This is a genomic window from Pseudomonas sp. (genome assembly GCF_049645325.1).
In the GTDB taxonomy this organism is placed as follows: domain Bacteria; phylum Pseudomonadota; class Gammaproteobacteria; order Pseudomonadales; family Pseudomonadaceae; genus Aquipseudomonas.
This window is the reverse complement of record NZ_JBARTQ010000016.1, coordinates 1-13,973: the sequence shown is the minus strand read 5'-3', so window position 1 is coordinate 13,973 and position 13,973 is coordinate 1. Positions and strand designations below refer to the sequence as shown.

Sequence of the window (13,973 nt, the reverse complement as noted above, 5' to 3'; positions counted from 1 at the left end):
GTTAGCCGCCCCGCGCCATGGATGGCGCGTGGCGGCGGCCCACGGATTCAAGCCGGAGTGCGGGCATGCCGAGCCTAGGCGAGGCACCGAGTGGAGGGGCAAGAGCGTTTTGCTTACTTTTGCGCTCTATCAAAAGTGAGTCGCTGGAAGAGCGAAACCATAACCAGCCTTCACCCAAACAACGGATATACCCCCATAAACGAAGACACACCCCCTACTGCTGCTGCACCAAAACCACCGGCGTAGGCATAGGCGTAGGCGCCACAAACACCTTGGCATGCATCTGCTCATGCCCACCCCCCCGGCGCATCCCGCGCACCGGGCAGGCATCCAGATAATCCAACCCCACCGCCAACTTCAAATGCCGCTCCGGCCGCGCCAACTGGTTAGTCACGTCAAAACTGTACCAGGCATCATCCAGCCAAGCCTCAGCCCAAGCGTGGCTGGCCAAGTGCGTACTGTCTTCAGTGTACAAATACCCCGACACATACCGCGCCGGAATCCCCAAGCTGCGCGCGCACGCAAGGAAGGCGTGAGTATGGTCCTGACACACCCCCGCACGGCCCGCGAAAGCCTTGGCAGCACAAGTGTCGACGTCGGTAGCGCCGGGTGTATAGACCATCGATTGGTTCAGCGCATGCATCAAGTCGATCAACGCAGAACGGTCACGCCGCTGATGACAATGCAGCGCAGCAAATCCACGCAAGGCCTCATCAGGCTCGGTCAAGCGTGTACTGCGCAGGAACGGAAATGCCGACTGGCTCTCATGTTCAGCCTCACGCAACTCGTCGATGTCCACCTGGCCTCGCGCGCCGATGATGATGGCGTCGTGGGGCTCGTCCAGGGTCAGCACGTGCAGGATGTTGCCGAACGGGTCGACCTGCGCGCGCACCGGGCGCGGCAGGTCGAGTTGCCAACTGAGCACATGCTGGCGCTCGCTGTCGTGGGGCGTGAGCCGCAGGTACTGGATGCTCGCGCGCACCTGGTCTTCGTAGTGGTAGGTGGTTTCGTGGCTGATGGAGAGTCTCATGCGGCCTCCAGGTAGGAACGGTAGATGGCATCGCCCAGTTGGCGCACCAAAGGGATAAAATCGGTCAGCCAGGCGTGCAGGCCTTCCTCGAGGATTTCGTCGATCGCGGTAAAGCGCAGGCGCGCGTCCATCTCGGCGGCCAGGCGTTGCGCCGGGCGGCCGTTGAGGCCGGGCAGGCTGGCGAGGATCTGGTCGATCTCTTCGCTGCAGGCGCGCAGCGAGCGCGGCACGTCGGCGCGCAACAGCAGCAGTTCGGCCACTTGCCGGGCGCCGGGCGCGTCGCGGTAGATCTCGGTGTAGGCCTCGAATGACGACAGTGCGCGCAACAAGGCGCTCCACTGATAGTAGGCGTGAGCCGTGCCGTCGGTGACCGCAGCCGCCTGGTCGCCGGCCATTTCGTAGCGCGCATCGAGCAAACGCAAGGTGTTGTCGGCGCGCTCGATAAACGTGCCCAGGCGAATAAAACGAAAGGCATCGTTACGCATGATGGTGCCGTAGGTGGCGCCGCGAAACAGGTGCGAGCGCTCCTTGACCCACTCACAGAAACGGCTCATGCCGTAGCGGCTCAAACCCTGCTGGGCGATATCGCGAATATCCAGCCAGGTGGCGTTGATGTTTTCCCACATGTCGGCGGTGATTCGCCCACGCACCGCATGGGCGCTGGCCCGCGCGGCACCGAGGCAACTGTAGATGCTGGCCGGGTTGGCCGCGTCCAGGGCAAAGAAGTGCAGCAAGCGTTCGGCGTCCAGTTCGCCATGGCGTTCGTGGTAATCCTCCAGCGTGCCGGTGATCAACAGCGGCATGGCCAATTCATGCAAGCCGTCGCCGCGCCCGTCCTGGGGCATCAGCGACAACGAATAGCTGACATCGAGCATGCGCGCGAGGTTTTCCGCGCGCTCCAGGTAGCGCGACATCCAGTACAAATCCGAGGCAGTTCTACTCAACATGGCATCAGTCCTCGACCACCCAGGTGTCTTTGGTCCCGCCGCCCTGGGACGAGTTGACCACCAGCGAGCCCTCGCGCAGGGCCACGCGGGTCAAGCCACCGGCCACCACGCGGGTTTCCTTGCCGGATAATACAAACGGGCGCAAGTCGATATGGCGCGGTGCAATGCCGTTGTCGACGAAGGTCGGGCAGGTGGACAAGCACAAGGTCGGCTGGGCGATGTACGCGTGGGGCTTGGCTTTGATTCGCGCGCGGAAGGCTTCGATTTCCGACTTGGTCGAGGCCGGCCCGACGAGCATGCCGTAGCCGCCGGAGCCTTGGGTTTCCTTGACCACCAAGTCCGGCAGGTTGGCCAGCACGTGGGACAGTTCGTCGGGCTTACGGCATTGAAACGTCGGCACGTTCTTCAGAATCGGCTCTTCATCCAGGTAAAAACGGATCATCTCGGTGACGAAGGGGTACACCGACTTGTCGTCCGCCACCCCGGTGCCGATGGCATTGGCGAGCACCACGTTGCCCGAGCGATAGGCCGCGAGCAGGCCGGGAACGCCGAGCATGGAGTCGGGGTTGAAGGCCAAGGGGTCGAGGAAGGCGTCGTCGAGGCGGCGGTAGATCACGTCCACCGCCTTTGGGCCGTCGGTGGTGCGCATGAACACGCGGTCATCGCGCACGAACAGGTCGGCGCCTTCCACCAGTTCCACGCCCATTTCCCGGGCCAGGAAGGCGTGTTCAAAAAACGCGCTGTTGAAGCGCCCCGGGGTCAGCACCACCACGCTGGGATTATCCAGGGGGCTGGAGCTTTTCAGGGTGTCGAGCAGCAGGTTGGGGTAGTGATCGATGGGCGCAATGCGCTGGGCGGCGAACAGTTCGGGGAACAGGCGCATCATCATCTTGCGGTCTTCGAGCATGTAGCTGACACCGCTCGGTGTACGCAGGTTGTCTTCGAGCACGTAGTAAGTGCCGTCGCCATCGCGTACGAGGTCGACGCCGGAGACGTGGGAATAAAGATCGCGGTGCAGGTTCAGGCCCTGCATCGCCAGTTGGTACTGCTCGTTGGCCAGCACCTGCTCGGCGGGAATGATCCCGGCCTTGATGATGCGTTGCTCGTGGTAAAGGTCGGCGAGAAACATGTTCAGCGCCTTGACCCGTTGAATGCAGCCGCGCTCGACAATCCGCCATTCACTCGCCGGAATGCTGCGCGGGATGGTGTCGAACGGAATCAAGCGCTCGGTGCCCTGCTCATCGCCGTAAAGGGTGAAGGTGATCCCCGCGCGGTGGAACAGCAAATCGGCTTCGCGTCGGCGCTGCGCCAACAGTTCGGCCGGGGTTTCGGCCAACCAGCGGGCGAACTCGCGGTAATGGGGGCGGACCTGCCCTGCCCCGTCGTACATTTCATCGTAATAAGTGCGGATCATGCCGTACTCCTTGTCACCCGGGCGCTAGAACCATCGCAAGGCCCGTGCCAGCGGCATAAACACTTAAAAATCAGTGGGTTGAATAACTGCGCAGATCTGCTCGCACCGTCCTGGTGCGCAGAATGCCCGCCGTCCTGACCCGCGCTTCATCGCAATGCGGGTTTTGACTATCAACAGCATAGCCAGAGTTGATTTCACTGCCCGGCCGCGCCTGCGGATAATCGCCCCCATCGGCTGAACAGGATGCGTCCTACAGCTTCAGCGAACCGCTCTTCCCTTTAGGCCACCCTCTTTGGGTGGCTTTTTTTTGGTGCAGGAAAAGCCGACACGCGCGCGGCGGACTTTCAGGCAGCACACACAAAAACGGCCGACCCAAAGGTCAGCCGATACGCTGCGTTGCTCATAAAAAATCCAGCTACATGGGTAACCCACGCACCTCCTGCTTGACGCCCCATCCTTCGATGATCCCGCCCAGCGGCTCGACCACCGCTTCAAAGTCTTGCTCGAAGTCTCCTATGCCGTCGTAGGTGGCGAACATGATTTTGCTCAGTTCCAGGTACCAGGCGCCGTCATCGCGCGCGCTGACCTGGGCATTCAGGGATTCCCCGCGAAATCGACCCGCAGCCCTGCGCGCACGTTCCTCATCCGGGAAAATGGCGTAGAACTCGATGGGGTGGAAACGGGAAAAGTCGAAGCCGCCTTCTTTCATGCGGCGCAGAACGTTGGTGCTGATGTCTTCTTGATAGGCTGTGCTCATGAAACGTCCTCCTCAAACCGATGGATAGACTTTCCGTGCTTCCCGAAGCCCGCGCCCTACTGGCGCGGGTGCTACGGCACAAAACAACACCGTTGGAAAACAAGCATGTAGCTGACAAGACCAGACCTTAGCGATTCATTCGCTGATCTCACTTGCAGAGTAGCGCGAAGCTATCACCTCCACCAGAGGGGTTTGGATGGCTGTCAGGGAATGTTCAGGCGGCGGGCGAGATGTCGAGGATTTGAATGCTGTTCTGGTCTTTGAGGATCTTGACCGTAGGCTCGGGTTTACGGCCCTCAAGGTCATTGAGGTCGAGTTCGGCGGCCACGGGCACCAGCTTGTTGCGAATCATGTGTGCCGCATCTTCGAGACTGGGCTTCTGCGCGCAGGCGAACTGCTCGACGGACTGCACGCCGTGATCGTCAACGAAGGTAATCTGCCACTTTTGCATCGGTGCCTCCTCGATAAAACCCATGTGTGGGCTTACCAGTATCTGGACCTTGAGGGATCGGCAAACGTTCCACTCAAGGCCCCAGGCACCTGATCAGCTGCGTTTATTTCTCAGCGTGTTCTTTCAAGGCTTTCAAGGTGTTGAACGGCGCGTCCACCACGAACTTGTTGGCCAGCCACGAGGGCACGCTGCCGCCTGGCTCAGTGTGCACCTGGTAGGTCACTTCGGTCTGGTTATCGCCTTTGGGCACCAGTTTCCAGTAACCGTCTACCTGGGCCACACGCACGTAGCCTTTGACTTCAGGCTGGTAGGTTGGCACTTCCAGCAGTTTGCGCGTCACCGTGCCGTCGGCGGCCTTGGAGGTGGTGATTTCGAGGATCGAATCACGGTCGGTCACCGGGAACGGTGCCTTGAACTGGGTGTAGGTCCAGCTCTTGTCGCCTTCGGTCTTGAGCAACTTTTGCGATTTGCATTCGTGAATCCAGGAGCAGGCACCGGCTACGTCTTCCTGCAGGGCCTGGATCTTGGCGAGTGGGGCCTTGATGACGGTCACACCGCGATAAGCCTTGTACTTGGAGCCGGCAATTTCGCTCAAGGACACTTTGATACCGTCTTCGTCCTTGGCGACCTGCCAATCCTCAGCCTGCGCAGTGGCAGCAAACAACACTGTAAAACCGCACAACACAGCCATTCGTTTCAGCGAACCCATTGTTGTATTCCTTATTGTTGACGTTCCGAAAAGTAAATTCCGATAGTAATGCCCATCAAGCCGCCGTCATCTGCTCCCACCAGCCGATCAACCGGATCGCATCGGCCTGGTCGGTACCGCATACATCCAGATCGGCCTTGAAAGCACTGCACACCGCGGGACGTTCCGGTTGGCCAAAAAGCTGGCATAGCTGTTCGACCGACAGGTGCAGGCAGCGTTCGCCCGCCGGTTTGCCGTGAGGCATTCCGGGCAACGGTGAACTGATGGAGGGGGCGATGCAGCAAGCGCCACAGCCTTCACGGCATTTCATGACCAACAGGTCCTCGACGACTCAATGTGGATGGCCGGGCTAGAGTACGCCCTTAAACAGCCGTTTTAAAATGGTCTAACAGGGGTTTTTCGCACAAAACAAACGTGACCAACCAGTCTGCGACAGATGGTCAGTGGTTCGCGTCACGCAGGTGTGAAGATTATTGCTTGAATTCGAAATCCAGCGCGGCGCCTTCCACTTCGCGGCGCTCATCATTACGCAGTTGCAGCTTCATCTCGTTACTGAGCAAGCGGCCGTTGATCTGGAACGCGCTGTTGTCGGTAGGCTTTTCCGCAAACATCGGCGGCAACAAGGGCACGCTCTTGGGTTTGGGCATGGTGCCGATGGGCTGCAAGTGCCTGACCATGTCCGACGGCAACGACAGGTCCAACTGGGCCGGTGGCAGTTTGGTCTGCGCCACTTCATGGGCCGATTTGGATTTACTCGCGATCGGCGCGCGCTTCTTCACCGTGGCGGCTTTTTTCTGGGTGGCCGGGGCCTTTTTGACCGGAGACGGTTTTTTTGCAGGGGGCTTTTGCTGGGTGCTGGCCGCAGGCGTGCTCTCGGCCACGGGGGGCGCCGCCAGCACGGTGCCGACGTTACACAGACTTAACAGGCCAATCACCACAGCAGCGCGAACAATAGAGGTCATATCGCCAACAGCATTAACGGCAGAGGGCCATATGCTCGCTTGTTGCGCGCGGCCTGACAAGCCTGGAGATCAGCCGACGATCGAAGATGTCCCCTTTCTGTGCCTCAAAGGCCCGCTGCGGTTTCAAGGCACAGTTGGCTGGCGAGCATCCCCAGCGTCATCAACGCACGCTCTGCCTCGCGGTTCCACGGCGTACCGCAGTTGAGGCGAATACAGTGGTTGAACTGTTCCGTATTACTGAAAATGACCCCGGGCGCAATGCTGATGCCCTGCTGCAACGCGCGCACGTGCAGTTCCTGCGTATTGACCCGCCCGGGCAAACTGACCCACAGGATGAAGCCGCCATTGGGCCGGGTCATCTGTGTGCCTTCCGGGAAATACTGCTGCACCGCCAGCTGGAACGCGCTGAGGTTCTTGCGGTATTCCTGGCGGATGTAGCGCAGGTGCCGGTCGTAGCCACCGTTCTCCAGGTACGCCGCGACGCCCATCTGGGTGACGCTGCACGCCGAGTGGGTGCTGAACATCTGCAAGCGCTGGATTTCCTGCTGGTACTTGCCGGCGATCATCCAGCCGATGCGCACACCGGGAGACAAGGTCTTGGAAAAGCTTGAGCAGTAGATCACCCGGTCCAGGCGGTCATAGGCCTTCAACGCCTTGGTGCGGCCAAGCTCGAACATCAGCTCGCCGTAGATATCATCCTCGACGATCTGGATATCGAAATCCGACGCCAGGCGCAGCAACTGTTTCTGGCGCTCCTCGGGCATGGTCGCGCCCAATGGGTTGCTCAGGCGCGTGGTCAGCACCAACGCTTTGATCGACCATTGGTTGGCCGCCAGTTGCAGCGCCTCAAGGCTCATGCCGGTGGCGGGGTCGCTGGGGATTTCAATGACTTTGAGGCCCAGCAGGTCGGCCAACTGCAGCAAACCGTAATAGGTCGGGGATTCGGCGGCGATCAGGTCGCCCGGGCGGGTCAGCACGCGCAGCGACATCTGCAACGCATCGACACAGCCGTGGGTGATCACCACTTCAGACGGGTCCACCACCACGCCGGCATCGCGCATGCGAATCGCCACCTGGCGCCGCAGCGGCTCAAAACCCGGGCTGAACATGTAACTGAATGCTCGTGGGCTCTGGAAGCGCGTGACCTTGGCCAACTGTTGGTGCAACGCGCGCACCGGCAGGTAGTCGACACTCGGCACCGCCGCGCCCAGCGGGAACACGCCTTCGCGGCGCGACTCCACGAGTACTTGCTGAATGATGCTGCTGCGGGTGACCAACCCCGGGCGCTCGACCCGCGCGATGTCCGGCGTCGGCGCCGTCAGCGCAGGCGTCTGGTGCACGTAGTAGCCCGACTGCGGCCGCGCCCGGATCAGCCCCTGGTCTTCCAGGTTGGCGTAGGCCTGCAACACCGTCGCGTGGCTGACGTTGAGCTGAGAGCTCATTTTGCGCACCGAAGGCACACGCTCACCGGGTTGATAGACACCGCGCCGGATGTCCTCAGCCAGTTGCTGGGCGATACGTTGGTAAAGCAACAGATTGGTCATGACGCAGCACTCGATTTCACGGGTATTTTATTTTTGTGTGAAACATACCGGCACAGTTTAGAAGTGTACGGCGACAGTTGCCACAATAGTCGAGCGCGGGCGGCAGTGATAGAAAAAACTGTAAGGGTGTGGGACAGAAATGACAGGCAATAAAAAACCGATCAGTGATCGGTCAATGTTACCTGTGGGAGCTGGCCAGCTCCCACACAAGCCAGCTCCCACCTTGATGTGCACTGTTCTTCAGCGGGCGGCGCCCAGTTGGCCCTTCTCGTCGGAGAACACAATTTCCACCCGGCGGTTCTGCGCGCGGCCCCGTTCGGAGGCGTTGGCCTCCACTGGGTACTGGTCGCCGTAGCCTTCAACCTGGATACGTTTTTCGTCGATCCCCAGGTCCATCAGCACGTCGGCCACCGATTGCGCACGGTCACGGGACAGTGTCAGGTTTTCCCGCTCACCTCCGGTGTTGTCGGTGTAACCCTCGATGCGCACCACGCGCTTGGGGTTCAATTGCAGGAACTGCACGATTTTCAGCACGGTGCGGTTGGCCGAGTTTTCGAGCTCTGCCTGGCCGGTGTCGAACAGCACGTCGCCCAGGGTCATCACCAGGCCGCGATTGGTCTGCGTAGTGGTCAGGCTGGCGATTTGCTCTTCCAGCCATTTACCTTGCTGTTGCACGCTGGCGAGCTTGTTTTCACGCAGCGCCAGCTGCAGGCGCTGACGCTCCAGTTCGAGCTTGGTGCCGCGCTCGGCGTTGAGCCCTTGCTCGGTGTGTTCGCGGGCGATCGCACTGTAGCGCTGGCTCAGGTAGGCGTAATGCACCACGTCCGAGCCGCTGCCCCAGTAGCTGGACAAACGGTCGGCACGCGCCAGGGACTCACCGGCACGAATCACGTCTTTGGGCGCAAAACGCAGCACATTGGCGTCTTCCTTGACCTTCTGGAAGTCGCTGCCGGCCTGCTGCAACGCCTGCTCACTGTTGGGCTGGCTGGCGCAACCGCCGAGTGCCGCGCTGCCCAGCAGTACGGCGCAGCTTAAACCACGGATCATCGGGCTCATTGCGCTTCTCCCAACTGCAATTGCTTACGCAGGCGAGTGATGCGGGTGTTGAGCACGTTCAGTTGCTCCTGGCTTTTGCGGGTCAGCACTTGGGCTTCGGCGAGGCGCGCGTCCAGCTCGGCTTGTTCAGCGCGCATGCGCGCGTGTTTGTAGGACTGATCGGCCATGTCACGCTTGGCGCGGGAGAATTTGTCTTCCGCCAGTTTCAGTTCGGGCGATTCATCGGTGCTGGCGCCCACCGCACTGGCTTGTTCCAAGGCTTGCTGGGTGAGGCGAATTTGTTCATTCGGCGCAGGATCGGCTGCACATCCCGCCAAAGCGACAACGGCGAGGGCCGCGAAAAGAGGTCGAAGAGTCACTGTAAATCCTTACTTTGCTGGGGTGCCGACGGGTTGCTGCAGCTGCGCTTTCCAACGCTCCAGGTTGCGTTGGATTGCCGCTTGCACCGCACCGGACGCGGGCAATTCTGTCATCTTTTTAGCCAGCTGTCCGCGCAGCCACGGATCATTGCACGCTGAGTTGTGGGAGATCGCCAGGTACAGGCCGGGCTGGTCGACGGGTATTTCGCGCGCGATCAGGTCGTTGCTCATGCCCAAAGTCTGCGCCATCGCCATGCCGGAATAGCGCCCGGCGAGCACGTAGTCGACCTCTCCCAGCAGCAATTTCTGGAACGCAGGCGTCAAGGTGGGCAGGCGTTGCAGGCTGAGTTGCTGGCCGGCGAAGGTGTCGAAACCGGCGCTCAACCGTGCGCGCTCCGAGACTGCGCCCTTGTGGCCTTGCAGGTCGCTGGCGGTGGTGTAGACCAGCGGCGAATCCTTGCGCGTCCACACCAGGTAGTCGATCTGCATCAGCGCCGGGTGGATGTAGTCGAGGGTTTCCAACTCACCCAGATTCAGCGGCGCATCGGCGAGGATGTCCATGCGGCCGGTGCGCACTTCGTCCAGGGCCAGCGAGCGTTTGCCGCCGTAGAGCAGGTCGATTTTAAGGCCCAAGTCTTTGCCGACTTGTTGCAGCACATCAGCGGTCGCGCCGATCAGGTGCGTCGGGTCTTGTGGGTCACGCCATAGCAGGGGCGGTGCATCCGGGCTGCCAGTGATTACCAGGCGGTCACACTTGCCTGCCGCCAGCGCCAGGCCTGGCAGCAGCGTGAGGCCCAGCAATATGGCCCAGGGGCGCAGTTCCATGGCGAGGTTCTCCGTTTTTAATAAAAGGCCGGGCGAAAAAAAGCCCGGTCACAAGACCGGGCTCTTTATAAGTTAAGCGGCTGGATTAGACCAGCTTCTCAAACTCGGGTACGGCTTCGAACAAGTCCGCCACCAGGCCGTAATCAGCCACCTGGAAGATCGGTGCTTCTTCGTCCTTGTTGATCGCAACGATCACTTTGGAGTCTTTCATACCGGCCAAGTGCTGGATCGCGCCGGAGATACCGACGGCGATGTACAGCTGTGGCGCGACGATCTTGCCGGTCTGGCCGACCTGCATGTCGTTGGGTACGAAACCTGCGTCGACGGCCGCGCGGGAAGCGCCGACCGCAGCGCCCAGCTTGTCGGCCAGGGCGTACAGGTGCTTGAAGTTGTCACCGTTCTGCATGCCACGGCCGCCGGAAACGACGATCTTGGCAGCGGTCAGCTCAGGGCGATCCGACTTGGCCAGCTCTTCGCCAACAAAGCTGGAAGTACCGGCGTCGTGGGCAGCGGAGACGGCTTCAACGGCAGCCGAACCACCTTCGGCGGCTACCGGGTCGAAACCGGTGGCGCGTACGGTGATGACTTTTACCGAAGCGTTGGACTGTACGGTCGCGATGGCGTTACCGGCGTAGATCGGGCGCTTGAAGGTGTCGGCGCTTTCAACCGAGATGATCTCGGAGATCTGGTCAACGTCCAGCTGCGCAGCAACGCGTGGCAGGATGTTTTTGCCGTTGGAAGTAGCGGCAGCCAGGATGTGGCTGTAGCCGGCGCCAAGCTCTGCAACCAGAGGGGCAACGTTTTCCGGCAACTGGTGAGCGTAGGCCGCGTTGTCGGCGACCAGTACCTTGCTCACGCCAGCGATTTTTGCAGCGGCTTCAGCCACCGCGCCCACGTTTTGGCCTGCGACCAGAACGTGGATGTCACCACCGATTTTGGCGGCAGCGGCCACGGTGTTCAGGGTGGCCGGGGCCACAACCTTGTTGTCGTGTTCTGCGATTACCAAGATAGTCATGATCAGATTACCTTCGCTTCGTTCTTCAGTTTCTCGACCAGTTCAGCCACCGACTTGACCTTGATGCCCGCGCTACGTGCAGCCGGTGCTTCAACCTTGACTGTCTTGTTGGTAGAGGCGGTGGAAACGCCCAAAGCTTCTGGAGTCACCGACTCAAGCGGCTTCTTCTTGGCTTTCATGATGTTTGGCAGGGACGCGTAGCGCGGCTCGTTCAAACGCAGGTCGGTGGTGACGATGGCCGGCAGTTTCAGCGAAACGGTCTGCGCGCCGCCGTCGATTTCACGGGTCACAGCAACGCTGTCGCCGCTCACTTCGACTTTGGAGGCGAAGGTGCCCTGGCCGTAACCGGTCAGTGCAGCCAGCATCTGGCCAGTCTGGTTGTTGTCGCTGTCGATGGCCTGTTTGCCAAGGATCACCAGCTGAGGCTGTTCCTTGTCGACAACGGCTTTGAGCAACTTGGCCACGGCCAGGGAGGTCAGCTCTTCAGCCGACTCAACCAAAATGGCACGGTCGGCACCGAGTGCCAGGGCGGTACGCAACTGCTCTTGAGCAGTGGCAGGGCCGATGGAAACCACGACGATTTCAGTCGCCACGCCTTTCTCTTTCAGGCGTACGGCTTCTTCCACAGCGATTTCGCAGAAAGGGTTCATCGACATCTTGACGTTAGCAAGGTCGACGCCGGAATTGTCCGCCTTGACGCGAACTTTCACGTTGTAATCGACAACGCGTTTGACAGCTACAAGAACCTTCATGGATTCCTCGTTACTCTCCGGTGAAAAGAAAGTCGCCTAGGCGAACCTGGCGGTTGATGCTCATCGGCACACAAGGGCACCTCCAAAAACGTCGGCGGATGGCCTTGCTCACGGGAAGTGATGACCGTTCGTCAGGGGTGACTGAGAGGTCATTCTTTATCGCGGCGTGTAAACTGCGCGCCATTGTTTAAGCGTGCGTCACCCGAATTGCTTTTGGACGTGCTCTTGAAACCTGCGGTATGCCTACGGTATGCGCAAAACCGACCGTATATTGACCGGAACACCTATTCTGGTCAATACGGCAAAATAGCCAGTCATAAGCCGCGTCTCTTTGATTTACCTAGCCTGCGGGCAATTCAAACAAACGTTTGTATTGGACGCTGACAGTGGTGTAGATATAATGCGCCACCTAGAGAGAAAGGTGGGTCTTGCGCTGGCCGCGAGACGACACCGAACCTCCACCCATTAGAAAAAAAGCCTGTTGAGCCTTGAGTAGGAGATAGCCTGTGGAACGCGAATACATGGAATTCGACGTGGTCATCGTCGGCGCTGGCCCGGCAGGCTTGTCTGCCGCCTGCCGACTGAAGCAGAAGGCCGCCGAAGCCGGTAAAGAAATCAGCGTCTGCGTGGTCGAGAAAGGCTCCGAAGTCGGCGCCCACATCCTCTCCGGTGCCGTGTTTGAACCCCGCGCCCTGAACGAACTGTTCCCGGACTGGAAGGAACTCGGCGCCCCGCTCAACACCCCGGTGGTGCGCGACGACATCTATGTACTGCGCAGCCCCGAAGCCTCCACCAAGGTGCCCGACTTCTTTGTGCCCAAGACCATGCACAACGAAGGCAACTACATTATTTCCCTGGGCAACCTGTGCCGCTGGCTCGCCAAGCAGGCCGAGAACCTGGGCGTGGAAGTCTACCCGGGCTTCGCCGCCCAGGAAGCGCTGTTCGACGAAAACGGCGTGGTGCGCGGGATCATCACCGGCGACCTCGGCGTCGACCGTGAAGGCAACCCGAAAGAAGGCGTGTACACCCCGGGCATGGAATTGCGTGGCAAGTACACGCTGTTCGCCGAAGGTTGCCGTGGCCACATCGGCAAGCAGCTGATCCAGCGTTTCAACCTGGACAGCGACGCCGACGCCCAGCACTACGGCATCGGCCTGAAAGAAATCTGGGAAATCGACCCGGCCAAGCACCAGCCAGGCCTGGTGGTACACACCGCCGGTTGGCCGCTGGACATCATGAGCAACGAGAACACTGGTGGTTCGTTCCTCTATCACCTGGAGAACAACCAGGTAGTCGTCGGTTTGATCGTCGACCTGTCTTACAGCAACACGTTCCTGTCGCCCTTCGATGAATTCCAGCGCCTCAAGCATCACCCGGTGCTGGCCCAATACCTGGAAGGCGGCAAGCGCATCAGCTACGGCGCGCGTGCCTTGGCCAAAGGTGGCATCAACTCGCTGCCAAAGATGGTTTTCAAAGGCGGCGCCTTGATCGGCTGCGACCTGGGCACCATGAACGTAGCCAAGATCAAAGGCAGCCACACCGCGATGAAGTCCGGCATGCTCGCCGCCGACGCCGTGGCCGAGCGCCTGTTCGCTGACTCCGAAGGCGGCGACGAACTGACCAACTATGTCGACAGTTTCAAATCCAGCTGGCTCTACGAAGAGCTGTTCGCCACCCGCAACTTCGGCCCGGCGATGCACAAGTTCGGCCCGATCATCGGTGCCGGCTTCAACTGGTTCGACCAGAATATTCTGGGCGGCAAAATGCCGTTTACCCTGCACGACACCAAGCCGGACTACGCCTGCCTGAAGCTGGCCAAAGACAGCAAGAAGATCAACTACCCCAAACCCGACGGCAAGCTGAGCTTCGACAAGCTGAGCTCGGTGTTCATCTCCGGTACCAACCACGAAGAAGAACAGCCGTGCCACTTGAAGCTGAAAGACCCGAGCATCCCGATCGGCACCAACCTGCCGCTCTACGATGAACCGGCGCAGCGCTACTGCCCGGCTGGCGTGTATGAAGTGGTGACCAAGGAAGACGGCGAGAAGCGCTTCCAGATCAACGCCCAGAACTGCGTGCACTGCAAGACATGCGACATCAAGGATCCGAAGCAGAACATCAACTGGGTTCCGCCCGAGGGCGGGGGCGGCCC

At 60.3% G+C, this 13,973-nt stretch carries 15 protein-coding genes; 1 reads left to right on the top strand and 14 read right to left on the bottom strand.

The features are described 5' to 3' along the window. Nucleotides 1–214 precede the first annotated feature (214 nt). The 14 genes from WBB95_RS00490 to WBB95_RS00425 form a co-directional block, all read right to left on the bottom strand. Nucleotides 215–1,030, bottom strand: coding sequence for a transglutaminase family protein (locus tag WBB95_RS00490; protein WP_424485808.1), 816 nt, complete (start codon nucleotides 1,028–1,030; stop codon nucleotides 215–217). After that, on the bottom strand, nucleotides 1,027–1,977 hold the full coding sequence (locus WBB95_RS00485) for an alpha-E domain-containing protein (RefSeq protein ID WP_424485807.1): 951 nt from the start codon (nucleotides 1,975–1,977) through the stop codon (nucleotides 1,027–1,029). The genes WBB95_RS00490 and WBB95_RS00485 overlap by 4 nt, the downstream gene beginning before the upstream one ends. A 4-nt stretch (nucleotides 1,978–1,981) precedes the next feature. Then, nucleotides 1,982–3,391 (bottom strand): circularly permuted type 2 ATP-grasp protein, encoded by a 1,410-nt coding sequence (locus WBB95_RS00480; RefSeq protein WP_424485806.1) that lies wholly within the window; start codon nucleotides 3,389–3,391, stop codon nucleotides 1,982–1,984. A 415-nt stretch (nucleotides 3,392–3,806) separates the two neighbouring features. Beyond that, nucleotides 3,807–4,148, bottom strand: coding sequence for a ribonuclease E inhibitor RraB (locus WBB95_RS00475; RefSeq protein ID WP_003193463.1), 342 nt, complete (start codon nucleotides 4,146–4,148; stop codon nucleotides 3,807–3,809). A gap of 214 nt (nucleotides 4,149–4,362) precedes the next feature. Further along, a complete protein-coding gene (locus WBB95_RS00470) occupies nucleotides 4,363–4,599 on the bottom strand; it encodes a hypothetical protein (protein ID WP_053257527.1) in 237 nt (78 codons plus the stop codon). A 103-nt stretch (nucleotides 4,600–4,702) separates the two neighbouring features. Further along, complete coding sequence (locus tag WBB95_RS00465; RefSeq protein WP_424485805.1) at nucleotides 4,703–5,308, bottom strand: START domain-containing protein; 606 nt, start codon at nucleotides 5,306–5,308, stop codon at nucleotides 4,703–4,705. Between the two features lie 55 nt (nucleotides 5,309–5,363). Next, a complete protein-coding gene (locus tag WBB95_RS00460; protein WP_424485804.1) occupies nucleotides 5,364–5,618 on the bottom strand; it encodes a YkgJ family cysteine cluster protein in 255 nt (84 codons plus the stop codon). 160 nt (nucleotides 5,619–5,778) lie between these two features. Beyond that, on the bottom strand, nucleotides 5,779–6,270 hold the full coding sequence (locus tag WBB95_RS00455) for a translation initiation factor 2 (RefSeq protein WP_424485803.1): 492 nt from the start codon (nucleotides 6,268–6,270) through the stop codon (nucleotides 5,779–5,781). 104 nt (nucleotides 6,271–6,374) lie between these two features. Beyond that, nucleotides 6,375–7,814, bottom strand: a complete 1,440-nt coding sequence (locus WBB95_RS00450) for a PLP-dependent aminotransferase family protein (protein ID WP_424485802.1) — start codon at nucleotides 7,812–7,814, stop codon at nucleotides 6,375–6,377. A gap of 240 nt (nucleotides 7,815–8,054) precedes the next feature. Continuing rightward, nucleotides 8,055–8,870 (bottom strand): OmpA family protein, encoded by an 816-nt coding sequence (locus WBB95_RS00445; protein WP_424485801.1) that lies wholly within the window; start codon nucleotides 8,868–8,870, stop codon nucleotides 8,055–8,057. Then, the gene (locus tag WBB95_RS00440) at nucleotides 8,867–9,229 is read right to left on the bottom strand and encodes a DUF4398 domain-containing protein (RefSeq protein WP_424485800.1); all 363 of its coding nucleotides are present in this window, start codon (nucleotides 9,227–9,229) and stop codon (nucleotides 8,867–8,869) included. The genes WBB95_RS00445 and WBB95_RS00440 overlap by 4 nt, the downstream gene beginning before the upstream one ends. Nucleotides 9,230–9,238: 9 nt before the next feature. Next, complete coding sequence (locus tag WBB95_RS00435) at nucleotides 9,239–10,054, bottom strand: substrate-binding periplasmic protein (protein WP_424485799.1); 816 nt, start codon at nucleotides 10,052–10,054, stop codon at nucleotides 9,239–9,241. A gap of 85 nt (nucleotides 10,055–10,139) precedes the next feature. Next, complete coding sequence (locus tag WBB95_RS00430; protein WP_424485798.1) at nucleotides 10,140–11,069, bottom strand: electron transfer flavoprotein subunit alpha/FixB family protein; 930 nt, start codon at nucleotides 11,067–11,069, stop codon at nucleotides 10,140–10,142. Nucleotides 11,070–11,071: 2 nt separating this feature from the next. Then, nucleotides 11,072–11,821: an electron transfer flavoprotein subunit beta/FixA family protein gene (locus WBB95_RS00425; RefSeq protein WP_025857810.1), complete on the bottom strand. Its 750-nt coding sequence runs from the start codon at nucleotides 11,819–11,821 to the stop codon at nucleotides 11,072–11,074. 506 nt (nucleotides 11,822–12,327) lie between these two features. Here WBB95_RS00425 and WBB95_RS00420 point away from each other — a divergent pair. Further along, a partial coding sequence (locus WBB95_RS00420; protein ID WP_424485797.1) for an electron transfer flavoprotein-ubiquinone oxidoreductase occupies nucleotides 12,328–13,973 on the top strand: 1,646 nt, incomplete at its 3' end.